The sequence below is a fragment of the Gulosibacter sediminis genome (genome assembly GCF_030011715.1).
GTDB classification, from domain to species: Bacteria; Actinomycetota; Actinomycetes; order Actinomycetales; family Microbacteriaceae; genus Gulosibacter; species Gulosibacter sediminis.
Genome location: NZ_JASCYH010000018.1, coordinates 22,958 through 46,033, shown reverse-complemented (window position 1 = coordinate 46,033; position 23,076 = coordinate 22,958). Strand labels below are relative to the sequence as shown.

At 66.2% G+C, this 23,076-nt stretch carries 22 protein-coding genes, 1 tRNA gene and 1 pseudogene; 11 read left to right on the top strand and 13 right to left on the bottom strand.

Annotated features, from left to right (window positions below; translation table 11 throughout):
* Nucleotides 1-92: 92 nt before the first annotated feature.
* Nucleotides 93-167 (bottom strand) — tRNA-Gln (locus tag QM019_RS07680).
* Nucleotides 168-330: 163 nt separating this feature from the next.
* Between QM019_RS07680 and QM019_RS07675 the strand changes: the two genes are divergently transcribed.
* The 3 genes and pseudogenes from QM019_RS07675 to QM019_RS07665 all read left to right on the top strand — a co-directional run bounded on the left by QM019_RS07675 (nucleotide 331) and on the right by QM019_RS07665 (nucleotide 3,013).
* A complete protein-coding gene (locus QM019_RS07675) occupies nucleotides 331-711 on the top strand; it encodes a VOC family protein (RefSeq protein WP_282852497.1) in 381 nt (126 codons plus the stop codon).
* Nucleotides 712-780: 69 nt separating this feature from the next.
* A pseudogene (locus QM019_RS07670) lies at nucleotides 781-1,113 on the top strand (dihydrofolate reductase family protein); the annotation flags it as partial.
* Between the two features lie 295 nt (nucleotides 1,114-1,408).
* The gene (locus QM019_RS07665; RefSeq protein WP_282852496.1) at nucleotides 1,409-3,013 is read left to right on the top strand and encodes a DEAD/DEAH box helicase; all 1,605 of its coding nucleotides are present in this window, start codon (nucleotides 1,409-1,411) and stop codon (nucleotides 3,011-3,013) included.
* Between the two features lie 54 nt (nucleotides 3,014-3,067).
* Here QM019_RS07665 and QM019_RS07660 read toward each other — a convergent pair whose 3' ends face one another.
* A complete protein-coding gene (locus QM019_RS07660) occupies nucleotides 3,068-3,256 on the bottom strand; it encodes a PLP-dependent transferase (RefSeq protein WP_282852495.1) in 189 nt (62 codons plus the stop codon).
* 75 nt (nucleotides 3,257-3,331) lie between these two features.
* On the opposite strand from QM019_RS07660, the gene QM019_RS07655 reads away from it, so the two are divergent.
* The 4 genes from QM019_RS07655 to QM019_RS07640 all read left to right on the top strand — a co-directional run bounded on the left by QM019_RS07655 (nucleotide 3,332) and on the right by QM019_RS07640 (nucleotide 7,383).
* Nucleotides 3,332-4,642 (top strand): ISL3 family transposase, encoded by a 1,311-nt coding sequence (locus QM019_RS07655; RefSeq protein WP_282852499.1) that lies wholly within the window; start codon nucleotides 3,332-3,334, stop codon nucleotides 4,640-4,642.
* Nucleotides 4,639-5,031: a hypothetical protein gene (locus QM019_RS07650; RefSeq protein WP_282852494.1), complete on the top strand. Its 393-nt coding sequence runs from the start codon at nucleotides 4,639-4,641 to the stop codon at nucleotides 5,029-5,031. Before QM019_RS07655 ends, QM019_RS07650 begins: the two co-directional genes overlap by 4 nt.
* A gap of 22 nt (nucleotides 5,032-5,053) precedes the next feature.
* The gene (locus tag QM019_RS07645) at nucleotides 5,054-5,866 is read left to right on the top strand and encodes a hypothetical protein (protein ID WP_282828773.1); all 813 of its coding nucleotides are present in this window, start codon (nucleotides 5,054-5,056) and stop codon (nucleotides 5,864-5,866) included.
* 206 nt (nucleotides 5,867-6,072) lie between these two features.
* Entirely contained in the window at nucleotides 6,073-7,383 is a 1,311-nt protein-coding gene (locus QM019_RS07640) for an ISL3 family transposase (RefSeq protein WP_282852493.1), read from the top strand.
* Here the strand turns inward: QM019_RS07640 and QM019_RS07635 are convergent.
* The 7 genes from QM019_RS07635 to QM019_RS07605 all read right to left on the bottom strand — a co-directional run bounded on the left by QM019_RS07635 (nucleotide 7,352) and on the right by QM019_RS07605 (nucleotide 13,716).
* Nucleotides 7,352-8,569 (bottom strand): O-acetylhomoserine aminocarboxypropyltransferase/cysteine synthase family protein, encoded by a 1,218-nt coding sequence (locus QM019_RS07635; protein WP_282852492.1) that lies wholly within the window; start codon nucleotides 8,567-8,569, stop codon nucleotides 7,352-7,354. The two genes, QM019_RS07640 and QM019_RS07635, sit on opposite strands and share 32 nt — an antisense overlap.
* Nucleotides 8,566-9,618 carry an LLM class flavin-dependent oxidoreductase gene (locus tag QM019_RS07630; RefSeq protein ID WP_282852491.1) on the bottom strand — a complete coding sequence of 351 codons (1,053 nt, stop codon included), beginning with the start codon at nucleotides 9,616-9,618 and terminating at the stop codon, nucleotides 8,566-8,568. The genes QM019_RS07635 and QM019_RS07630 overlap by 4 nt, the downstream gene beginning before the upstream one ends.
* 10 nt (nucleotides 9,619-9,628) lie before the next feature.
* Nucleotides 9,629-10,660, bottom strand: coding sequence for an ATP-grasp domain-containing protein (locus QM019_RS07625; RefSeq protein WP_282852490.1), 1,032 nt, complete (start codon nucleotides 10,658-10,660; stop codon nucleotides 9,629-9,631).
* On the bottom strand, nucleotides 10,660-11,181 hold the full coding sequence (locus tag QM019_RS07620; RefSeq protein ID WP_282852488.1) for a flavin reductase family protein: 522 nt from the start codon (nucleotides 11,179-11,181) through the stop codon (nucleotides 10,660-10,662). The genes QM019_RS07625 and QM019_RS07620 overlap by 1 nt, the downstream gene beginning before the upstream one ends.
* Nucleotides 11,178-12,590, bottom strand: a complete 1,413-nt coding sequence (locus tag QM019_RS07615; RefSeq protein WP_282852487.1) for an LLM class flavin-dependent oxidoreductase — start codon at nucleotides 12,588-12,590, stop codon at nucleotides 11,178-11,180. Before QM019_RS07615 ends, QM019_RS07620 begins: the two co-directional genes overlap by 4 nt.
* 143 nt (nucleotides 12,591-12,733) lie before the next feature.
* Nucleotides 12,734-13,324, bottom strand: a complete 591-nt coding sequence (locus QM019_RS07610) for an HD domain-containing protein (RefSeq protein WP_282852486.1) — start codon at nucleotides 13,322-13,324, stop codon at nucleotides 12,734-12,736.
* Complete coding sequence (locus QM019_RS07605; RefSeq protein WP_282852485.1) at nucleotides 13,318-13,716, bottom strand: hypothetical protein; 399 nt, start codon at nucleotides 13,714-13,716, stop codon at nucleotides 13,318-13,320. Before QM019_RS07605 ends, QM019_RS07610 begins: the two co-directional genes overlap by 7 nt.
* A gap of 259 nt (nucleotides 13,717-13,975) precedes the next feature.
* On the opposite strand from QM019_RS07605, the gene QM019_RS07600 reads away from it, so the two are divergent.
* Nucleotides 13,976-14,614: a SatD family protein gene (locus QM019_RS07600; protein ID WP_282852484.1), complete on the top strand. Its 639-nt coding sequence runs from the start codon at nucleotides 13,976-13,978 to the stop codon at nucleotides 14,612-14,614.
* A gap of 244 nt (nucleotides 14,615-14,858) precedes the next feature.
* The gene (locus QM019_RS07595; RefSeq protein WP_282852483.1) at nucleotides 14,859-16,265 is read left to right on the top strand and encodes an HNH endonuclease signature motif containing protein; all 1,407 of its coding nucleotides are present in this window, start codon (nucleotides 14,859-14,861) and stop codon (nucleotides 16,263-16,265) included.
* Here QM019_RS07595 and QM019_RS07590 read toward each other — a convergent pair.
* On the bottom strand, nucleotides 16,262-17,194 hold the full coding sequence (locus QM019_RS07590; protein ID WP_282826426.1) for an NAD(P)/FAD-dependent oxidoreductase: 933 nt from the start codon (nucleotides 17,192-17,194) through the stop codon (nucleotides 16,262-16,264). The genes QM019_RS07595 and QM019_RS07590 overlap by 4 nt on opposite strands.
* Nucleotides 17,195-17,203: 9 nt before the next feature.
* The gene (gene gltX / locus QM019_RS07585; RefSeq protein WP_193128333.1) at nucleotides 17,204-18,688 is read right to left on the bottom strand and encodes a glutamate--tRNA ligase; all 1,485 of its coding nucleotides are present in this window, start codon (nucleotides 18,686-18,688) and stop codon (nucleotides 17,204-17,206) included.
* A 38-nt stretch (nucleotides 18,689-18,726) separates the two neighbouring features.
* Here gltX and QM019_RS07580 point away from each other — a divergent pair, with 38 nt between their 5' ends.
* A complete protein-coding gene (locus QM019_RS07580; protein WP_282852482.1) occupies nucleotides 18,727-19,761 on the top strand; it encodes a magnesium and cobalt transport protein CorA in 1,035 nt (344 codons plus the stop codon).
* 84 nt (nucleotides 19,762-19,845) lie between these two features.
* Nucleotides 19,846-20,694: an ion transporter gene (locus QM019_RS07575; protein WP_282852481.1), complete on the top strand. Its 849-nt coding sequence runs from the start codon at nucleotides 19,846-19,848 to the stop codon at nucleotides 20,692-20,694.
* On the opposite strand, the gene QM019_RS07570 is transcribed toward QM019_RS07575, so the two are convergent.
* Together QM019_RS07570 and QM019_RS07565 are read right to left on the bottom strand one after the other, a co-directional pair.
* The gene (locus QM019_RS07570; protein WP_282852479.1) at nucleotides 20,669-21,439 is read right to left on the bottom strand and encodes a fumarylacetoacetate hydrolase family protein; all 771 of its coding nucleotides are present in this window, start codon (nucleotides 21,437-21,439) and stop codon (nucleotides 20,669-20,671) included. The two genes, QM019_RS07575 and QM019_RS07570, sit on opposite strands and share 26 nt — an antisense overlap.
* A gap of 19 nt (nucleotides 21,440-21,458) precedes the next feature.
* Entirely contained in the window at nucleotides 21,459-23,021 is a 1,563-nt protein-coding gene (locus QM019_RS07565; RefSeq protein ID WP_282852478.1) for an APC family permease, read from the bottom strand.
* Between the last annotated feature and the right edge of the window lie 55 nt (nucleotides 23,022-23,076).

The window sequence follows — 23,076 nt, the reverse complement described above, 5'->3', positions numbered from 1 at the left end:
GGCCTCGACCTAGGTCGAGGCCCGCCCCCTGTTGTTTCCGCCGACGCGAACATCGGAAACGAAAAAACCCTCGCGCTCGCGAGGGTTTTCATTGGCTGGGGTACCTGGACTCGAACCAAGAACAACGGTACCAGAAACCGCCGTGTTGCCAATTACACCATACCCCATTGGTGCGCCCGCCGACCCGTGGAAGAGGCCGCGGCACAACGAATTACTTTACAGGGTTTTGAGCGAAACGCAAAATGGGCAGAACTTTGGCAACCGCTCACCTCCGGGCGCAATACTGACCGAGCCAGGAACCAGCAACCAAGTCAACGCCACGGAGGCACCATGATCACCAAGTTCGGCAACGTCATGATCTACGTCGAAAACCCTCGCGAGGTCGCGGATTTCTGGGTCGACACCGTCGGCTTCACCAAGGTCGACGAGCAGGCGGTCGACGGCACGACCCTCTTCATCGAGCTCACCCCGACGGCGGACTCCGACGCCCACATCACGCTCTTCGATCGCAAGGTCGTCGCGCAGTCCTCGCCCGAGCTCGACCTCGCGACTCCGTCCATCCTCTTCAAGAGCCCGAACATCACCGAGATGCGCGAGACGCTCGCCGCTGCCGGCACAACGGTCGGCGACATCATCGAGGCGGGCGGCATGACCACCTTCAACTTCGCCGACCCCGAAGGCAACTGGTTCGCGGTCCAGCAGGTCGCGTAGCTCAACCAATTCAAGAGGAGCCCCCGATGGCTTCCACCACCTCGCGCGAACCCGCCGTTCCACACCCCGGTCGTCGTGCTCACGAGCCAGCCGCGCGAGCCGCTGCACGTCGAGGGCGGCACGAGCTTCTACTTCTTCGATGGCGCGGCGGATGCGGCGCTCGCCTACGCGCGCGAGCTCGCGCCCGGCACCGACGTCCGCATCGGCGGCGGCACCACAACGGTGCGCGAGTTCCTCGCCGCCGACCTCATCGACGAACTGCACATTGCCATCGCGCCAATCGTGCTCGGCCGCGGCGAGCGGCTCTGGGATGGCCTCGAGGCGCTCGAGGAACGGTTCAACATCGAGTCCGTCACTTCGCCGAGCGGGGTCATCCACCTGATGCTCTGGCGGCGCGGCTAACTGTGCCGGGCCACCCACGTGCCGCCGGGCGTTCGCGCTCAGCGGCACATTTCTGTGCGCACCCGGGGCGCCAGCCCTGGCCCCGCATCGGGCTCGCCTGTAGACTAGGCAGTCGGTCCTCCTGTGAGGCCCATCGTCGCTGACGTAACTTGCCCGGGCATTCCAGCACCGTGCGGCACTCTTCCGCGGCGAACCGATGCGCAACATCTTGCGCACTCGCCGACTAAGTCACGATGCATGCTGCGCGACGCAATCCGTCGCGCTGGAGCCCGTGGCTGCACACCGAAAGCACAACTTGACTTCACCTACCTTCGCCGAGCTCGGCGTTCCGGCCCCCATGGCCACCGCCCTCGAGCAGAACGGCAAGACCACCGCCTTCCCCATCCAGCGCGACACCCTCCCCGACTCGCTCGCCGGCCGCGACGTGCTCGGCCGCGGCCGCACCGGCTCGGGCAAGACCATCGCCTTCGGCATCCCGCTCGTCGCGAACCTCGCGAAGGATGCGCAGGCCAAGCGCAAGCAGGCCCGCCCGCGCGGCCTCGTGCTCGCGCCGACACGTGAGCTCGTCACGCAGATCGCCGAGACCATCGAGATGCTCGGCACCCCCATGGGCGTGCGCGTCACCACGATCTTCGGCGGCGTCTCGCAGAAGCGCCAGGAAGACGCCCTCAACCGCGGCGTCGACATCGTCGTGGCCGCGCCGGGTCGCCTCGACGACCTCATGCGCCAGGGCGTTGTGAGCCTCGACTCGGTTGAGATCACCGTGCTCGACGAGGCCGACCACATGGCCGACATGGGCTTCCTGCCCGTCGTCACGCGCATCCTCAACGCCACCCCGAAGCGCGGCCAGCGCCTGCTGTTCAGCGCGACCCTCGACGGTGGCGTCGACGGCGTCGTGAAGAAGTACCTGCACTCCCCCGTGCTGCACTCGGTCGACAGCGCCGAGTCGCCCGTGCCGCAGCTCACGCACCACGTGTTCGAGGTCGCAGGCAAGAGCGAGAAGGATGCGCTCATCGAGGCGCTCGCGTCGGGCACCGACCGCCGCATCTTCTTCACGCGCATGAAGCACCAGGCGAAGAAGCTCGCGCGCCACCTCACGGCCCGCGGCATCCCCGCCGTCGAGCTGCAGGGCAACCTGTCGCAGAACGCGCGCGACCGCAACCTCGCGGAGTTCGTGAGCGGCGAAGCCAAGGTGCTCGTCGCGACCGACGTCGCTGCCCGCGGCGTGCACGTCGACGGCGTCACGCTCGTCGTGCACGTCGACCCACCCGTCGAGCACAAGGCGTACCTGCACCGTTCGGGCCGCACCGCCCGCGCCGGCAACGAGGGTGACGTCGTCACCGTCGTGTTGCCCGAGCAGCGCGGCGAGATGAAGCAGCTCCTGCGCGCCGCGAAGATTCGCGTGACGCCGGAGCAGGTCACCGCGGCCAGCCCACAGGTGGCGCCGCTCATCGGCGAGGTCGCCGAGCGCATCGACCCGAAGGTCACCGAGCGCAAGCGCGCCGAGACGCAGACCGCCCAGCAGCGCGCCAACGGCCAGGCGCCGGCCGGCGAGGGCCGCTCGCAGGGTGCGAACGCGAAGCGCAAGCGCTCGCGCGGCGGCCGCGGTCGCGGCTCAGGCCAGGGCGGCGCGTCGAACGCTCCGCGCGGCGGCGAGGGGCAGCGCCAGAACAGCACTCGCCCCGAGCACGCCGGGCAGGCTCACCGCGATGGTCAGGGCCAGCGCCAGGGCCAGCGGGACGGTCAGCGCACCGCGAGCGCGGGCCAGCGTTCGGGTTCGGCCAGCTCGAACCAGCGCGGCTCGGGCTCTGGCAAGTTCTCGAGCCAGTTCCCGACGCAGGGTTCGGGCCAGCGCCGCACCGGTCGCCGCGCCCAGAGCACCGGCGGTAGCACCCGCTAGCGCGAACACCGACTCATTGCGTTGTCAACGGTCCGTGAGGAGACCCCCGCGAATCTAGGCTCGTGCGGCCTCGACCCGCGCGACGACCGCCGCGAGGGCGCTGGCGAGGTCGGCCCGAAGGTCCCCCACCGACTCGATCCCGACCGACAACCGCACGAGTCCGTCATGAATCCCGAGCGCGGCGCGCCGCTCGGGTGTGAAGTTCACGGGCTCTTCGCAGTTGAGGGTGTAGCCCGGGACCATCGGCTGGTTCGCGGATAGGCGTCGAGGTCTTCCAGGATGGAAGTTCTCACGCTCACCATCTTGGAAGACCTCGACGTGCACCACCCTACGTTCGCGACCCCTGACCTGACCACGTTCTGCCGTCTCGACGAGCTCGGCCTTCAAGCCGTCGGGCAGCTGCTCGAGCCTGATCGGGCGGTGCTGGAGTGCCGCGTCGTCGATGACGACCCGTGGTGCCGGAAGTGCGGCGCGGAGGGCGTGCCGCGTGACACCGTCACGCGGCCGCTTGCGCACGAGCCGTTCGGGCACCGGCCGACGACGCTGCTGGTCCGGGTGCGCCGATACCGGTGCACGCACTGCCGCCGGACCTGGCGGCAGGACACGTCGAAGGCGGCGGCGCCGAGGGCGAAGATCTCCCGCGGCGGGATCGGGTGGGCACTCACGGCGATCGTGGTCGACCACCTCACCGTCTCCCGCGCCGCAGCAGGGCTTGGGGTGTCGTGGCATACCGCGAACACCGCGATCATCGCCGAAGGCAAGAAGCGGCTGATCGACGACCCGGCGAGGTTCGACGGGGTCACCACGATCGGTGTCGACGAGCACGTCTGGCGTCACACACGGTTTGGCGAGAAGTACGTGACCGTGATCATCGACCTCACCCCCGCGAGGAACAAGACGGGCCCGGCCAGGCTGCTGGACATGGTCGAGGGCCGCTCGAAGCAGGTGTTCAAGGAGTGGCTCGCCGCCCGGCCCGCGGAGTGGTCGAGCCGGATCGAGGTGGTCGCGATGGACGGGTTCTCCGGGTTCAAGACCGCCGCGGCCGAAGAGCTCCCCGACGCGGTCCCGGTGATGGACCCGTTCCACGTCGTCCGCCTCGCCGGCGACGCGCTCGACCGGACCCGGCAGCGCGTCCAACAAGACACCCTCGGGCACCGCGGTCACGCCGGCGACCCGCTCTACGGGGTCCGCCGCACCCTCCACACCGGCGCGAGCTTCCTCACCGAGAAGCAGACCGCCAGGCTCAACGCGGTGTTCGCCGCCGAGGAGCACGTCGAGGTCGAAGCGACCTGGGGCATCTACCAGCGCATCATCGCCGCCTACCGCGAACCCGACAAGAACAAGGCGAAACAGATGATGCGGGCGGTGAGCGACTCTGTCAGCAACGGCGTCCCCGCGCTGCTCAAAGAGGTCCGTCGCCTCGGCCGCACACTGAAGCAGCGCGCCGCGGACATCCTCGCGTTCTTCGACCGCCCCGGAACGAGCAACGGCCCAACGGAGGCCATCAACGGCCGGCTCGAGCACCTTCGCGGTTCCGCCCTCGGCTTCCGAAACCTCAGCCACTACGTCGCCAGATCCCTCCTCGAAGCCGGCGGATTCAGACCGCTCCTACACTCTCATTCGCGATGAGCCACGTTGCCACCTATGATGATGGCGTGTCTATCTCGATGAGCCAGCCTTCCGAGTTCACCCCCACCAATCTCGACTACATGCCGCGAGCAGAAGGTGATACGTCCGTCGTTTTCAAGGTTGTTCTCACCAACAACTCTTCCGAGGTTCTCGAGCCGATCGTTTTCCCCGAGGCAAGTTCGGGCGGTAAGCCGGCGATTATGGTTGCTGACGTGGGAAACCCCGATTATCCGAATCTTGGAATGGCTCCCACGATGTCGATTCTTCCTGGTCAGACCATCGAGTTTTACACGGCCTTCAACGTTGCAGATCCCTCCAACATCACACTCGAGGTTTCTCCGACGTCCTTCAAGTACGAAAACGCAATCTTCACGAACATTCCTTTCTGATATTTATCAACGGAGAAAAAAGATGAAGAACAAGATCATTGCAGGACTTGGTGTTCTGCTTCTGTCGGCCGGCGGATTGCTGATTGCAACTCCGGCTCTCGCTGCGGGATCGGATTCTCCGACTCCGTACACTGTCACGGAAACTGGTATTCAGCTTCCTGCTGGAGTCACTTTCCAGGACAACGGTCATGTGAATGTGAAGACCAACCAGGGCGATAAGGGAATCCACTTCGAATCCCTTAACAACCAGCCTTCGGGCCAGTGGATCGGTAAGGATTTCCTTCCGTTCACGGCTTTCGGATTCAACGTCGATAAGCTCTGTGTTAGCTGGGTACAGCTCAGCCAGTACAATGAGCACTTCGGCGAGGGTGGTCAGAAGCCCGTCGGAAAGGGTTGTGAAGTGACTCCCACACCGGAGCCTTCAGAGACGGTTACGCCTACTCCCGAGCCTTCTGTGACTACTTCTCCGACTCCGGAACCGACCACAACTCCGACCCCTGAGCCTTCTGTGACTACTTCTCCGACTCCGGAACCGACCACAACTCCGACCCCTGAGCCTTCTGTGACGCCCTCACCTGAACCGTCGACGTCCGTCACTCCAGAACCCACTCCGAGTCCTTCGGAGACTTCTGTCGTGGTGACGCCGTCTCCTTCTTCGAGCAGCACTCCCGTTTTTACGGCTCAGCGTTCGAACGACTCTCAGGTTCTCGCAGTAACGGGATCCGATTTCAACCCGATCGGTCCGATTCTTCTCGGATCCATCGTAGCTCTCGGCGGTGCTGTGTTCTTGACGATCGCATATCAGCGTCGTCGGAATTCGGCTCACTCCGAATAAACCAGCCTATTGAGTACCGGCGGAAGATCCTCGTTTCCCCCCAAAAACGATGAGATCAGTTTTGTTGTTATGGATAACATACGGTAGATAATCCGGCTCTTCGCAGTTGAGGGTGTAGTCGAGGGTCGGCGGCTGGTTCGCGGATAGGCGTCGAGGTCTTCCAGGATGGAAGTTCTCACACTGCCCATCCGCCGGAAGACCTCGACGTGCACCACCCTACGTTCGCGACCCCTGACCTGACCACGTTCTGCCGTCTCGACGAACTCGGCCTCCGGGCCGTCGGGCAGCTGCTCGAGCCTGATCGGGCGGTGCTGGAGTGCCGCGTCGTCGACGACGACCTGTGGTGCCGAAAGTGCGGCGCGGAGGGCGTGCCGCGGGACACGGTGACGCGTCCGCTGGCGCATGAGCCGTTCGGGCACCGGTCGACGACGCTGCTGGTGCGAGTGCGCCGGTATCGGTGTGACACGTGCCGACGGACATGGCGGCAGGACACGTCGAAGGCGGCGGCGCCGAGGGCGAAGATCTCCCGCGGCGGTCTCGGGTGGGCGCTGACAGCGATCGTGGTCGACCATCTCACCGTCTCCCGCGCCGCCGCGGGGCTGGGGGTGTCGTGGCACACCGCGAACACCGCGATCCTCGCCGAAGGCAGACGGCGGCTCATCGACGACCCGGCGAGGTTCGACGGGGTGACCACGATCGGTGTCGACGAGCACGTCTGGCGCCACACACGGTTCGGCGACAAGTACGTGACCGTGATCATCGACCTCACCCCGGTCCGCGACAAGACCGGACCGGCACGACTGTTGGACATGGTCGAGGGCCGCTCGAAGGCGGTGTTCAAGCAGTGGCTCGCCGCACGTCCCGCAGAGTGGTCGAAGAGGATCGAGGTCGTCGCGATGGACGGGTTCTCCGGGTTCAAGACCGCCGCGGCCGAAGAGCTCCCCGACGCTGTCCCTGTGATGGACCCGTTCCACGTCGTCCGCCTGGCCGGCGATGCGCTCGACCGGACGAGGCAGCGCGTCCAGCAGGACACGCTCGGTCACCGCGGTCACGCTGAAGACCCGCTCTATGGCGTCCGTCGCACCCTCCACACCGGCGCGAGCTTCCTCACCGAGAAGCAGACCGCCCGGCTCAACGCGGTGTTCGCCGTCGAGGAGCATGTCGAGGTCGAAGCGACCTGGGGCATCTACCAGCGCATCGTCGCCGCCTACCGGGAACCCGACAAGAACAAGGCGAGGGAGATGATGCAAGCGGTGATCGAGTCGGTCAGCAGCGGCGTCCCCACGATGCTCACCGAGGTCCGACGCCTCGGCCGCACGATGAAGCAACGCGCCGCGGACATCCTCGCGTTCTTCGACCGCCCCGGCACGAGCAACGGACCGACGGAGGCCATCAACGGCCGGCTCGAGCACCTTCGCGGTTCCGCACTCGGCTTCCGGAACCTCACGCACTACATCGCCAGATCGCTCCTCGAAGCCGGCGGATTCAGACCGCTCCTACACTCTCATTCGCGATGAGCCAGTTCACGTGCGTCGACGTGCCCGGATGAATCGCGAGCGACCGGGTGTCGCCGATGTTCGTCATCCGCGAGAACACGCACAGGTGGTCGACGAACGTGCGCGCGCCCTCGAGTCCGCCCGCCAGCGTCACCGAGAACACCGAGCCACTGCGGCCGTCATACAGCCGCCGAGCGAGCTCAAAGTCGCGGCCTCCGGGCAGCCCCGCGTAGTCGACCGACTCGACCCCGGGCTGCTCGGCCAGCCAGAGCGCGAGCTCGTGCGCGTTCGCCGCGTGCCGCTCCATCCGCAGCGACAGCGTCTCGAGGCCCTGCTGCAGCAGAAACGCGTTGAACGGCGACAGCGTCGCGCCGAAGTCGTAGAGCTGGTTGAAGCGCACGTACTGCTCGAACGCGCGTCGCGCACCCCACCGCGTGACCGCGTCGGCGAGCTGGGGGTATCGGTCGGCGTGCGCTGCCCAGTCGAAGCGGCTGCCGTCCACGACGACGCCCGATAGCGTCGCGCCGTGCCCGCCGAGGAACTTCGTCGACGAGTGCACGACGAGGTCGGCCCCATGCTCGAGCGGGCGAATCAGCGCCGGCGTCGCGATTGTGTTATCGACCATGAGCGGCACCGCCGCCGCCCGCGCGGCCTCCGCCACCGCCGCAATATCGACAATGTCGTTCTTCGGGTTCGGAATCGTCTCGGTAAAGACGGCGCGCGTCTCGGGTCGCAGCGCCGCCCGCCACTCATCGGTGTCGCGCCAGTCGGCGACAAACGAGACCGAGATGCCGAGCCGGCTCAGCGTGCGCTCGAAGCCGGCGATCGTGCCGCTGTAGATGCTCGCGGTCGAGACGAAGTGGTCACCCTGGCTGCACACCGCGAGAATCGTCGCCATGATCGCGGCGCTACCCGACGCAAACGCGACGGCACCCGAACCGCCCTCAAGCGAGGCGACGCGCTGCTCGGCCACCTCGACGGTCGGGTTGAGGTGGCGCGAATACAGTTGGCCGTCCTCGACGCCCGCGAAGCGATCCCAGGTGTCCTGAAACGAGTCGAAGCGAAACGCATTGCTCACGTGAATCGGCACGACGCGGTCGCCATGGTCGGCGTTCGGCCGCTCGCCCGCGTGCACCTGGCGCGTGTCGAAACCGAACGCATCCCAGTCGTAGTTCGGCGGCACGACGCCGTCGTGGGGCGTCGTCATTGGCCGACCAGTTCGGCCGTCCGCAACTGCTCCACGAGCGGAATCACCTGCTCGCCGAAGCGAATCAGGTCGCCCTCGGGGTCGGCGAACTGCAGCAGCAGCACGTCGAGGCCGACGCGCTCGAACTCGAGGATGCGCCGGGCCACCTGCTCTGGCGTGCCGACGAAGTTCGGGCGCAGGCCGCGGTTCGACACCGAGTAGTCCTCGAGCGAGACGTTGACGTTGAGTTCTGACTTCGAAATGAAGTCCTGGTACGACTCGAAGCCGGGCGAGCCCTCGGCGACGTTCGTGATGCGTTCGCGCTCGGCGAGGGCCTCTTCTTCGGTGTCGCGCACGATCGCGAACGCGGCCATGCCGAAGTGCTTGAACGGCGCACGCCCGGTCGCCTCGCGGCGCACGCGCATGTCGGCGATTTTCTCTCCGAGCTCCTCAACGGTGCCGCCGTGCGTCAGGTACGAGTCGGCGTACTGCGAGATGGATGCGCGGCCGGCCGGTGATTCGCCGCCCGCGAAGATGTGCGGCGCGGGGCTCGGCTTCGGCTGCAGGTGCGTGCCCTCGAACTTGATGAACTCGCCGTCGAAGTTCGCGACGTCGTCGCGCCAGAGCGTCGTCAGCGCATCCACGTACTCGCGCGTGAACGCGTAACGGTCGTCGTGCGCAGCGAACTCGATGCCGTACTGGCGCGCCTCCTCGGCCCACCACCCCGACACGACGTTGATGCTGAAGCGGCCGCTCGTGAGGTACTGCAGCGTCGCCGCCTGCTTCGCGGTGAGCTGCACCGGCTGGTGGTAGATCGGGCGAATCGCGGCGAGAATCTCGAGCTTCTCGGTCGAGGCCCCGAGCACTGAGGCGAGCGACCAGGCGTCGAGCACCGGCCCATCCGCCCCGCCGATGTCGCTGAGGTTGAGTTCGAGAATCAGCGTGATGTCGAAGCCGACCCGCTCGGCCGCGCGCGCGATGCGTTGTTGTGCCTCGAGGTCGGTCGGGAAGGTCTCATCAACGTTGCGAAGCCAACGATCCATCGTCGGTGTCCAGTAGCCAAAGCGCATGTGGGGAGGGTTACTTTCGGAGCTGGTCGAGGTCGCGGCCGAGCGCGCGAACGAGGGATGCGGCGGCCGACGCGGGGGCGATGGCCTCGACGTCGGGGTTGTAGTTCGTGTTCGTGTTGATGTCGTAGACGACGCGGCGGCCGTCGACCGTCTCCATGAACTCGATGCCCGCGACCTCGATGCGGTTCGCAGCGAGGAAGTCGCGCAGGCGCACGATGAGCTCGTCGTCGGCGGTCACCGATTCGCGGATGCTGAACAGGCTGTCGGCCCCGACCTCGCACGCGGCGGCGGCCGGTGCGAAGTCGCCGAGCTGAATCGGCGCGGCCGCCAGAGCCTCGACCTCGACGCCACCCGCGCCGACGGGCACGGCGCACGCCTCGGCCGGGCACAGCTCGAAGCTGCCGGCCGACGTGTCGACGCGCACGGCGTAGACGAACTCGCCGTCAACGAACTCGGCGCGCGTGATGAACGCCTCCGCGCCGACGAGGTATTCCTGCAGCAGCGTGATGCCGTCGATCGGCTCCTCGAAGTCGGTCCCGTCGACGTAGGTGACGAACTCCTCGAGGCGGTCGAAGCGGCGCACGCCCAGGCCCTTGCCGCCCTGGTTGTGCTTCGTGATGAACGGCGTCGCGAGCTCGGCGGCGCGGGAGACCAGCTCATCTTTGCCGAACACCGCGACGGTGTGCGGCACATCGAAGCCGGCTGCCGCGAGCGCCGAGGTCTGCGCGACCTTCGACACCTCGAACTCGATGACGTGGGCGCCGTTGACGACGCGGCGACCGTGCGCCTCGAGCCAGCGCAGCGCCGCGCGGGCGTACTCCTTGGCGTTGCCGTGGTCGCGCGTGTGTGACGAGGCGCTGAGGCGCGACCAGAAGACGCCCTGCGGAGGCTCGGCTGCGAGGTCGATCGAGCCCGAGGTGAGCTCGATCTCGCGCAGCGGCACCCCCTGCGCGGCGAACGCCTCGCGCAGCGGCGGCAACCAGTCTTCGTTTTCGTGCAGCACGTAGACGGCAGGCTCGGCCTGTGGCGTGAAGTCCCTCATCAAATTTCGAATTCCTCGAATCGGCCGAAGCGGCCGCGGTAGTACGCAAGTGGTCCGCCGGATGCGGCGGTCGCCTCAAGCGCGCGGCCAAAGTACACCGTGTGGGTGCCGCCGACCGGCGTGTCCATGACCTCGCAAACGATCGTGGCGAGCGCGTCGTCGAGCGTCGGCACGCCGCCGAACTGCGAGAGGCTGTAGTTCACGCTCGCGAACTTGTCGTCGTTCTTGCGCGAGAAGTGCTTCGCGAGTTCGGCGTTCTGCTCGCCGAGGATGTTCACCGCGAAATAGCCCGAGCCGGTCACGGCCGGGTTGGTCGTACTCGTCTTGTTGAGGCAGACGAGCACCGACAGCGGGTCCATCGACAGCGACGAGAAGGCCGACGCGGTCGAGCCGTAGAGCTTGTCGCCGAACGCGGTCGTGACAACCGTGACGCCCGAGGCGAAGTGGCCGACGACGTTCTTAAATTCGGCCTCGGTCAGCGCGTCGAACTGCGTGTGCGTGGTGGTGTTGGTGTCTGTCATAGTGCGAACTCCCGATCTTCTGCATCTTCGACCGTCTCGCTGAACGCCCCACGGTACCGGGCGGCCGGGTGCGTCTCGAGCACCCTCGACTGGCCCTCACCGTAGAGGCCCTCGCGCAGGGTCGTGCCGGTGTACTCGGTCTGGGCACGGCCGCGTCGCTGCAGCTCGGGGACGACGTAGTCAACGAGGTCCTCGAAGCTGCCCGGCGTCACGGCGTAAGCGAAGTTGAAGCCGTCGAGCCCGCCGACCTCGACCCAGCGCTCAAGTTCGTCGGCAACGGTTTCGGGCCCGCCCACGATGACGGGGCCCATGCCGCCGATGCCGCGGCGGGAGACGATGTCATTGACCGTCCACTGCACCGTGTTGTCCGAAGACGCAAGCGATGCGAGCACCGAGCGCAGGCTGTCGTTGTCGACGGCCTCGAGCGGCTGATCGCGGTCGAACTTCGAGTAGTCGATGCCCGTCCATCCGCCGTAGAGCGCGAGCACGCCCTCGGGGCTGGCGTAGCTCAGGTAGTCCTTGAGCTTCTCGATCGCCTTGGCGTCGTTCTCATCGGTGACGACGGTGACGAGGGCGAAGATCTTCACGTCGTCGCGCGAGCGGCCCTGGGCCTCGGCGCGGTCGCGGATGTCGTCGGTGATGACGCGCGCACCCTCGGGGGTTGCCGGCGAGATGAACACGCCCTCGCCGTGCGAGGCGGCGAAGGTGCGGCCGCGGGGCGAGGCGCCGGCCTGGAAGATCACCGGCGTGCGCTGCGGCGACGGTTCGGTGATCGCGAAGCCGGGCACCGAGAAGTGGGTGCCTTCGTGCTTAATCGGGTGCACCTTGGCGGGGTCGGCGAAGATGCCGTTCGCTTGGTCAAACACGACCGCGTCGTCGTCCCACGAGCCCTCGAGCAGCTTGTAGACGACGTCGAGGAATTCTTCGGCGAGCTCGTAGCGGTCGTCGTGGCCGAGCTGCTTTGTGAAGCCGTGGTTGAGTGCGGCCGAGTTGAGGTACGAGGTCACGACGTTCCAGGCGACGCGGCCCTTCGTGAGGTGGTCAAGGGTCGCGATGCGGCGTGCGAAGGGGAACGGCTGGTCGTAGGTGACGGCGGCGGTGACGCCGAAGCCGAGGTGCTTCGTGACGGCGGCCATGGCGGGCACCTGCAAAAACGGGTCGTTGACCGGGGTCTGCGCGCCGTCGCGGAGCGCGGCTGCGGCCGAGCCTCGGAAGACGTCGTAGGTGCCGAGCACGTCGGCGATGAAGATGCTGTCGAAGCGGCCGCGCTCGAGCGTCTGGGCGAGGTTCGTCCAGTAGTCGAGGTCCTTGTAGCGGTGCGCCTGGCTGTCGGGATGGCGCCACGTGCCCGAGCTTTGGTGCGTCGTCGTGGTCATGTCGAACGCGTTGAGAATAATGCGTTTCGTCATCGGCGTTCCGTTCTCTCGAGGTCAAGTGGTGGCGCGCACGAGTGACGCGACCAGTTCATCTTGTGGGCGATGGCCCGCCGAAGCGAACCGCCGTGACCCCGAGTTACAGCTATTACGGTGTGTGACGAGTTGGGCGATTGGGGCTAGCGAAGATCGTCGAGTTCGCGCAGCAGGTTCACGCGGGCCCGGTCTTCCCAGTGGTCGCGGCCGTAGTCGGTGAAGAAGAGTTGCGGGCGACCGACGAGGTCGTCGACCTGCTTGCGGCGGCGCGCTCGCCACGCCCGCCCACTCAGCTCCGGCAGCTCGACGCGGATACCCTCGATGTTCTCTTCGTACGCATCCCAGTCGAGCGCGAGGCCGACCAGGTCGGCGTCGGACACCCGCGCGCCGGCCGCGTCCTGCGCATCCGGCCGGTGGTTGATGGTGATGAGGATGAGCCGGGTCACCTCGTCGAGTTCGCTGTCGGTGAGGTTGCCCCAGAGCAGTTGCTCGGCGATGTCGACCGACGCGTGCTCGTCGTCGGGTGACGTGTTGGTGTGCACGGCGTCGTGGCACCAGAAGGCGATCTTCTCGAGCTGAGTGCCGCCGAGCGTCTCGAGCGCCGCGAGGCCCGACTCGAGGTGGTTCATGCCGTGGTAGTCGCGGTGGGGCTCCTGCCACATCTCAAGCAGCCGCTGCTGCACCGAGTCGGGCAGCCCGGCCGTGTCGAGATTGCCGCCGTCGTTGGTCACCACAGTCGCACCACTCCATACGCGATTCCAGCGAACGCGGCCGCCCAGAGCATGCTCGCGAACGTTCCAATAATGAAGAGCTCGCCCACGCGAGAGTCGGCCTGCGCGCGCAGCTCGGGGTAGCGCCCGAGGCCCTTGATCGCGATGATCATCGCGAGGCCCGCGGGGAAGCCGGCGACGAGCGTCGCGTAGACCGCGGCGCGCTCGAGGATGCCGATCCAGCGGCCCCCGCGCAGCACCCGGCCGGTTTCGAGTAGCGGCAAGCCGGACTCTGCCGACGGCTGCGGCGCGTCGATGCGGCGCAGCAGGAAGCGGACGGGCGGATTGCCGAGCAGCGCGACGACGCCGAGGGCGGCGATAATGAGGGCCTTGAGCAGCAGCTCGAGGAGGTCCATTTCGCCTCCTTTGGGGTGGGATGTTCGGGTGCAGTTCGCTTGCGGGCACTGAAGGTTTGGGCTTCATTTCTGAGAAATGAAGGTTTGCTTCGCGGTACGCGAGGCGCGCCTGTTGATTGTCGCAGTTTCAGCCAGGGCGTGTCGTGCCACGCCGAGGCTGGCCGCTAACGCAAGTCAAGCAGCAGCATGCGACATTGCGGCCACTCCACCTCAACCTCCACCCCTTTCAAAGCAGTCATAATGAAGGTAAACTCTTCATATGAGCAAAATGAAGGCAAATACTTCATGCGTGGCGCTGCTTGTTGACATCGTCGACTCGCGCGGCTCTGATCGCTCGGCGGCCCACGCGGCGATTCTCGACGCGCTGCCCCAACTCGACGCTGCGGCAGCGCTTGAGCCACTGCATCCCACCGTTGGCGACGAACTGCAGGGCATCTACCCCACGCTCGGTGCAGCGCTCGCTGCGAGCTACCGACTGCGACTCCTGCTCGACGGCGTGGTCGAGTTGCGCTTCGGCCTCGGCGGCGGCGAGGTTCGAGTGATCGACGAAGAGCGCGACATACAGGACGGCAGCGCGTGGTGGCGCGCCCGCGAAGCGATCGAGGCCGCCGAAGCCCTCGAAAACGACCCGCAATATGTCGACGTTCGCACCGGCATTGTCGATGGTCGCGAGGCGGCCAATCCACTGGCACCGGTGACCGTGCAGCTCGTGGATGCACAGCTCTCGCGACTCCGCGCCGGTACGCGCCACAGCCTCCACCTCTTGCTCGATGGCGTCGACAATCAGCGCGCCGCGGAAGCCCTCGGCATCAGCGCATCCGCGAACTCGCAGCGGGTGCGCACGAATCAGCTGCGCATCCTCGCCGACACCATCGCCGAGCTCGGCAAGCTCGCGTAGACGGCAAAGCCGCACCGCGCCGAGACGGGCAGCGGCACGCAATATCCAGCGTCGTCGCGTCATGTCGTAGGCCCGTGGTGCACTTGCTTCAGCGCCACGGGACTTCGACTCGCACAACGAGAGGATGCACGCCGAAGCACCTGGGCTTAATTAGCATGTTTGTTCTAATAGGCTGAAGATTCCTCTTGCCTTTCTGTTCTATTGCTGGGAGTATTGACACATCCCGCGAAGGAGGTGCAGCCCGATGCCATCTACGCCACCAGCCGACGACTACTTCAGCTCTGCCACGCCTCCTCCCGAAACTGACGGACTGAACGAGCCGCTGCAACAGATCGGCGACTTCCTCGTAGAGGTGAAGGCGGCACGCGGGAAGGCAGAGGCCGCCGAGACACAGGCACTCTCAGCCGCGTTCCTCATTACTGAGCAGCGGTCACACGCCGAACATGCGGAACACCCGCATCGCGGGGCGTATGCCGAGCTGTTTCGCCACAACCTTCGCTCGATCATGGGCTCCTATGGCGCCCTCCTCAACCTCAGCGACGCCGCACTGATCACGCGCGCGCACGCCTCACACCGGCTCACCTCAAAGTTCGCCTCTTGGCTCGAGCCGTTGCGCGCCGGCGAAGTCTCGAAGCAACAAGTTGACTCGATGCTGCGGCATTCGAAAGACCTGCCCGACGAGGTTCTCGACTCCTACGGCGAGCAGGTGCTCAACTATGCCAAGACGCACCTCCCCGGCAAGACCGAGAAATTCGCCGAGCGCCAGGCCGCACGGCTCGCGGCAAGCGAGTTCGAAGAGAACCATGCCCGCGAGGTACAAGAACGCCGCGTCGTCATCCAAGATATCGAGAACGGCATGTCTTGGCTCTCGGCGTACCTGCCCTCGAGCATGGCGAACGCTGCGTTCGACCTGCTGACCACCGAGGCCAAAATCCTGCGCGATGAGAACAAGCGCGAGATCGCCGAACACAACGAAGCGAACGGCGGGGATGCATCTGGCACAGACGCCGACGACTTCCGGCCCGACGGGCGCACCATCGAGCAAATCCGGGCAGACCTCCTCCTCGACACCCTGCTCACCTCCACCCCGCAGGGCATCCTCGAGAGCAAGTCCGCCGGCAAACGGCGCGTGGAAGCCAACATCAGCATCGTCGTGCCCGTGCTCGCGCTTCGCGACCCAGAAGCGCCGCGCGACATCGCGACGCTCAACGGCACACAGCCGATGAGCGTCGAGGAGGCTCGCGACTGGTTCGGCGACGTGCCCTCGATCGAGCGCATCCTCACCGACCCCATCAACGGCCACGTCATTACGGCCGACACCCGGGTCGCGACCGCATCGCTCACCCGCTACCTACGTGCACGAGATCAAACTTGCCGGCACCCCGGTTGTCGCCGACCCGCGGCGAAATGCGAGCTCGATCACACCATTCCGTGGGAAATCGGCGGCAAAACCGTGCCCGAAAACCTGCAATACCTCTGCAAACGCCACCACATACAGAAACACCGGAAGCCATGGCGAGTACGACATCTCGGCGGCGGCGTGCTCGAGTGGACCTCGCCTCTCGGACATGTGTTCATCGATTACCCAGAACCGATGGGCCCGGTGTCGGGCCCAGAGTTCAAGTACGCCGACGACCCAGCGCCGTTCTAGAACCCGGTGGCGTCGCGGTGCGCGGCGATCGCCGTGCGCGCACCCTTGCCCGCCGAGATGATGAGCACCTCGGGCCCGGGCGCGGTGAGCTCGCCCGTCGCGTAGAGGTTCTGCACACGGGTGCGGCCGAAGTTGTCGGCGACGATGAGGCCCTCGGCATCAAGATCGGGCCGCAGGTCGTCGTCAAGAAAACCGATCTGTGCCTCGAACGCCGGCAGCACGAACGCCGCCTCGACCGGCACCACATCGCCATCGACGGTGCGCACGCCCGTCATGGTCGCACGCTCCCCCACGACGTCCTCGATGTCGCGACGGTCAACGGCCACACCGAGCAGCCGCAGCCGCTCGGCATCAACCTCGTGCACCTGCTCCTCATTCGCAAACAGCGTCACGTGCGAGCCGATGCGCGACAACTGCGCGGCCCGGTACGCGAGCGTCTTCGCGCTCGGCACACCAAACACCGCGATTGAGGCATCGCGCTTATTCCACGCATCGCACACGACACACGAGTGGATGTGCGTGCCGTAGTACGCGCGCAGGGTCGGCAACTCCGGAAAAATTTCCTTCAGCCCTGTCGCCAAAATTACGCGATCGCCATGCACGAGCCGCGCCCGCGAGCCGCGCACCCCCTTCGCCTCGATCCGGAAACCCTCGCCGTCACGCGAGATCCGCGTCACCTGCGCGAACTGAATCTCGGCGTTCTCATACGCCTCGACCGACTCGCGGCCGGCCGCGCGCAGCTCGTTCGGAGGAATGTTGTCGCGTGAGAGGAAGCCGTGCGCCTCCATCGTCGCCGAGTGCCGCGGCCGATTGCCGTCGAGCACGAGCACGCGGCGCAACTGCCGCGCAAGCAGCAGCGCCGCCTGCAGGCCGGCGGGGCCGCCGCCAACAATGACGACCTCGTAGTGGTCTTCCGGCGCGATGGTCACATCGGCCCCCTAGGCGCTCAGGTGGTCGCGAAGCTTCTGGATGCGCGCGAGCGTCGCCTCGCGGCCGAGCAGCTCCATCGACTCGAACAGCGGCGGCGAGATGCGGCGACCCGACAGGGCGACGCGGGCAGGGCCAAACGCGAGCCGCGGTTTGATGCCGAGCTCGTCGATGAGCTTCGCGCGCATCGCGGCCTCGATCGGCTCGGTCGCCCACTCGCTCACGCCCTCGAGCGACTCGGCGGTTGCCGCGAGCACGTCGAGCGCGCCATCTTTCAGCGTCTTGAGCGCGTCGTCCTCGAACACGAGGTCGTCGGTCGACACGAACAGGAAGCCGAGCAGGCCGGGCGTCTCGCCGAGCAGCTGCATGCGTGACTGCACGAGCGGCGCGGCCTGGCGCACGATCTCGAGCTGCGCATCCGTCGCCGGCGTCGCGACGAGCTCGGCGGCCTGCAGGTACGGCACGAGCCGACCCGCGAAGTCCTCGGGCTCGAGCAGGCGCACGTGCTCGGCGTTGATCGCCTCGGCCTTCTTCAGGTCGAAGCGGGCCGGGTTCGGGTTGACGTCGGCGACGTCGAACGCCGCGCACATCTCTTCCATCGTGAACACGTCGCGGTCGGCCGCAATCGACCAGCCGAGCAGCGCGAGGTAGTTGAGCAGGCCCTCGGGCAGGAACCCGCGGTCGCGGTGCAGGAACAGGTTCGACTCGGGGTCGCGCTTCGAGAGCTTCTTGTTGCCCTCGCCCATGACGTACGGGAGGTGACCGAAGCGCGGAATGAACTTCGCGACGCCGATCTCGACGAGCGCGTGGTACAGCGCGATCTGTCGCGGCGTCGACGAGAGGAGGTCCTCGCCACGCATGATGTGCGTGATCTCCATGAGCGCGTCATCAACTGGGTTCACGAGCGTGTAGAGCGGCTGGCCGTTCGGGCGCACGACGACGAAGTCGGGGAACGAGCCCGCCTTGAACGTGATCTCGCCGCGCACGAGGTCGTCGAAGCTGAGGTCGGTGTCGGGCACACGCAGACGCAGGCTCGGCTCGCGGCCCTCGGCCCGGAACGCCGCCTTCTGCTCGTCGGTGAGCTCGCGCTCGAAATTGTCGTAGCCCTGGCGCGGGTCGCGACCGTTCGCGACGTTGCGCGCCTCGATCTCCTCGGCCGTCGCGAACGACTCGTAGAGGTGACCGGCCCCGAGCAGCTTCTGAATCACATCCTGGTAGATGTCACCACGCTGCGACTGGCGGTACGGCTCGTGCGGGCCACCGACGCCGATACCCTCGTCCCAGTCGAGACCGAGCCAATTCAGCGCCTCGAGAATCTGCTGATAGCTCTCCTCCGAGTCGCGCTGCGCGTCGGTGTCTTCGATGCGGAACACGAACGTACCGCCGACGTGCTTCGCATATGCCCAGTTGAACAGGGCGGTTCGGATGAGCCCGACGTGCGGGGTGCCGGTGGGCGACGGGCAGAAACGAACACGAATCTCTGATGGTGCAGTCATGGTCTCTCTATCCTAATGTTCGTGAGACCATTCGACTTGTGACTCATGGCCCGATCATTCGCCTTATTTCTGGCGGGCAGCCCTCGAAGGCCCCCGCCGGTACGACGCCCGCCGACGCCCTCGACTTCGTCAGTGACGCACCCGATCGCATGGCCATGTCGTTCTACCCAGAGCCCACGCCCGAGCAGATCGCCGAGCTCGGCACCGCCTGGCAGCTGCACCCGGTCATGCTCGAAGACATCCTCATCGCGAACCAGCGGCCGAAGCTCGAGCGCGCCGGGGACGTGCTGCTGCTCGTACTGCGCTCGGCCCGCTACCTTGACGACATCGAAGAGATCGACTTCGACGAGTTCCACGTGCTCGTGCGCCCGGGCAACGTCGCCGTGCTCTGCCAAGACAACGAATGGATCGACGGCACGCGGGTGAGCGATCACGACGCCGAGCATCCCTTCAGCCTGATTCGCCGCGACGACGACAGCGTGCTGGCGCAGACGAACCTGCTCGCGCTCGGCCCCGAGGCGGTCGTTTACCGCGTCATCGACGCGATCGTCGACGGTTACGAGCCGGTGCTCCGCGGCCTCGAGATCGACCAGGAGCAGATCGAGCGCCAGGTATTTAGCGGGGATGCGGCGGTCACCGAGCGCATCTATCGCCTGAGCCAGGAGGTCATCGACATGCTTCAGACCGTGTCGTCAATGACCGAGGTCGTGACGGCCTTGCGCGGCGGCTTCGGGAAGTACGACATCCCCGCCGAGCTGCAGAAGTACCTCGACGACGTCGCCGACCACCTGGCGCGCCACGTCGCGCAGACGCGCGAACTCAAGGAGTCGCTCACGCAGATTCTCAGCGTCAACTCAACCCTTGTGGCGCAGCGCCAGAACGAAGACATGAAGAAGATCTCCGGTTGGGCCGCGATCCTCTTCGCCCCGACCCTCGTCGGCGCCATTTACGGCATGAACTTCGACGACATGCCTGAACTCCACTGGGCGTTCGGCTACCCGATGGCGCTCGGCATGATGCTCGCGGTCGGCGTCGGGCTCTACTTCTTCTTCAAACGCGCAAATTGGATGTAGCTGGCCGCGTCCCGTCCGAAGGCGCAGGCCAAGTACGCCGACGGGGCGATGTCGATGCGCCCGCACGCTTTTTAGGCTTAGCGAATGCGTACCGCCTCCCCGCCTGAGCCCTGGCAGCCCAATCCTCACGCGACGGGCCTCCGACGTCGCATCGGCGAGTTCGTGCTGCACCCGGGGGTGCAGAACTTCATCATCGTCGTGATCATCGTTAACGCGGTCACGCTCGGTCTCGAGACCTCAGATGCGGTGATGGCACGAGCGGGCGGGCTCCTACACGTACTCGACATCGGCGCGCTCGTGATCTTCATCATCGAGCTCGCGGCGAAGATGTTCTCGCTCGGGCGCGCATTCTGGCGCGATGGCTGGAACGTGTTCGACTTCCTCGTCGTCGCGATCGCGCTCATCCCCTCATCGGGGCCGCTCGCGGTGCTCCGCGCCCTGCGCGTCCTGCGGGTGCTGCGGCTCGTCAACCGACTCCCCCAGCTGCGCCGCATCGCCGAGGCGATCATCCAGGCCATCCCGGGAATCGGCGCGATCGCCGCGCTCATGGCAATCATCTTCTACGTCGGCGCCGTGATGGCGACCGTGCTGTTCGGCGACTCACACCCCGAGATGTTCGGCTCGATCCCGACGTCGCTGCTCACGCTCTTTCAGGTGATGACGCTCGACAGTTGGGCGCTCGGGGTCGTCGTGCCCGTGATGGATGCGCATCCGAGCGCGTGGCTCTTCTTCATCCCGTTCATCCTCGTGTCGGCGTTCGTCATGCTCAATCTCTTCATCGCGGTCATCGTCGACACGATGTCGAATCTGCACGAGACGGCGCCCAGAGACGAACGCCAAGCCCTCCCACACGACCGCGAGCTCGCGGCAATGCGCCACGAGCTCGCAGAAATCAAGGCGTTGCTACTTAAGCAGCAGTCACCGGGTTCATAAGCGCGCCGATGCCCTCGATGGCGCAGGTGACCTCGTCACCCTCGACAATCTGGCCGACGCCCTCGGGGGTGCCGGTGAGCAGCACGTCGCCGGGCAGCAGGGTGAAGATGCTCGACGCGTACTCGATGAGCGTGCCGATCGAGCGCTCCATCTGGTTGAGGTTGCCGACCTGGCGGGTCTCGCCATTGACCTGGCTGCCGATCGCGCCCTCGGTCGGGTCGAACTCGGTCTCGATGTAGGGGCCGAGCGGGCAGAACGAGTCAAAGCCCTTCGCGCGCGACCACTGGCCGTCCTTGCGCTGCAGGTCGCGAGCGGTGACGTCGTTGCCGACGGTGTAGCCGAAGATGACCTGCGCCGCGTCGCTCGCGGGCACGTTGCGCGCCACCTGGCCGATCACGACGGCGAGCTCGGCCTCGTAGTGCACCTCTTCGGACTGCTTCGGCAGGATGATCGGATGCCCGGGGCCGACGATCGACGTGTTCGGCTTGAGGAACATGAGCGGTTCGCCCGGTACCTCGTTGCCCATCTCGGCGGCGTGGGCGGCATAGTTACGGCCAAACGCAACGACCTTCGAGCGCGGGATGACCGGGGCGAGCAGGCGCGCCTCGTCGAGCGGGATGCGCTCGTCGGTCGTCTCGAAGCCGGTATAGAGCGGGTCGCCGAAGAGCTTGACGAGTTCGTTGGTCTCTTCGTCGAGAATGCCGTAGGCGAGCTGGTTCTGGTAATCGAAACGTGCGATCTTCACCGCGCCAGCCTAACGCGCCCTACTCGGGCAACAACTCGACACCCTCGACCTTGTCGCGCTCGTACTCCGATACCTCGAGGGTTTCGCCGCGGAAATACCGCGGGTTCACGACGCGCATCACGATCATGAGCACCACGCCGAGCAGCAGCACGCCGATGCCAAGCACGAACACGAGGCCGACCCCGCTGATCGACGAACCCGAGCCATACCCGGGGTCGATCGAGTCGATGCAGGTCTGCACGAACATCCACACGAGTGTCGCGCCGCCGGCGAGCGGCAAGAGGAAGCGCATGAAGAAGTTGCGGAGGCTCGTGAACCAGCTGCGGCGGAAGTACCAGACCGCCGCGAGCCCGGTGGCACCGTAGTAGAAGCAGACCATCATGCCGAGCGCGGTGATCGTGTCCCACAGCGCGTTCTCGCTGAGCAGCCGCATGACCACATAGAAGACGATGGATGCCGTGGCCGCGACGAATGTCGCAACCCCAGGCGATTTGAAGCGCGGCGAGATCCTCGCGAACGACTTCGGCATCGCCTCGTAGAAGCCCATCGCGAGCATCGTGCGTGCCGGCGAGACCATCGTCGACTGGAGCGAGGCGAGCGACGAGGTGAGAATCGCGATCGACATGAGAATCGCATATGGCCCCATCACCTCGGGCGCGAGCACCGCGAAGATCGACTCCTGGTTCTTGGGGTTGCCGGCACCGAGCCCCTCATCGCCGACACCAGCCCACATCAGGGTCGCGACCGTGACGAGCAGGTAGAGCACGACGATGGTGATAATCGTGACGGTGGCGGCACGGCCGGGCGTGCGCTTCGGGTCCTTCGTCTCCTCGTTCATCGTGATGACGGTGTCCCACCCCCAGAACATGAAGATCGAGAGCGAGACGCCGGCGATGACCACCGAGAGGTCGCCGACCTCGAACGGGTTGAACCAGCTCACGTCGACCGGCGTCGCGTCGAAGGCGTCGCCGCCGAGCGCCGACGAGATCGCGGCGACCGAGTACCAGACGAGCGCGATGAGCTGAAACACGACGAGGCCCCACTGCACGCGCTCGGTCGTCTCGACGCCGCGATACCCGATCCACGCCGCGACCGCGACAAAGATCGTCGTGACGACGATGTTGAGGAACAGGTTGTCGCCCGGAACGTCCGCGATCGCGGAGTTACCGGTGATCTGCGCGAGCAGAATAAAGAAGAAGTCGGTCGCGACCGCCGCGAGGTTCGAGAGCACGAGAATCGTCGCCGACACGAGGCCCCAGCCGGTCATCCACCCGATGATCGGGCCAAACGCGCGCGTCGCCCAGGTGAACGAAGTGCCCGAGTCGGGCAGTGCCATGTTGAGCTCTCGGTACCCAAAGAGCACGAGCAGCATCGGGATGAAACCGATGAGCAAGATCGCAGGCGTCTGCAGTCCGACCTCCGACACGGTCGGCCCGAGCCCCGAGGTGAGGGTGTACGCGGGCGCAATGGTCGAGACGCCGATGACGGCGCCGCCAATCACGCCGACTTTGCCGACGCTGAGGCCCTTCGAGCTCGGGCCCTTAATCGCGGTGGTGATGGGGCCGTCGATCTGCTTCGTCATTCCGCTCCATTAATCGATTTAGTTCAGGACATAAGGATGCGCACCGACCGTACGC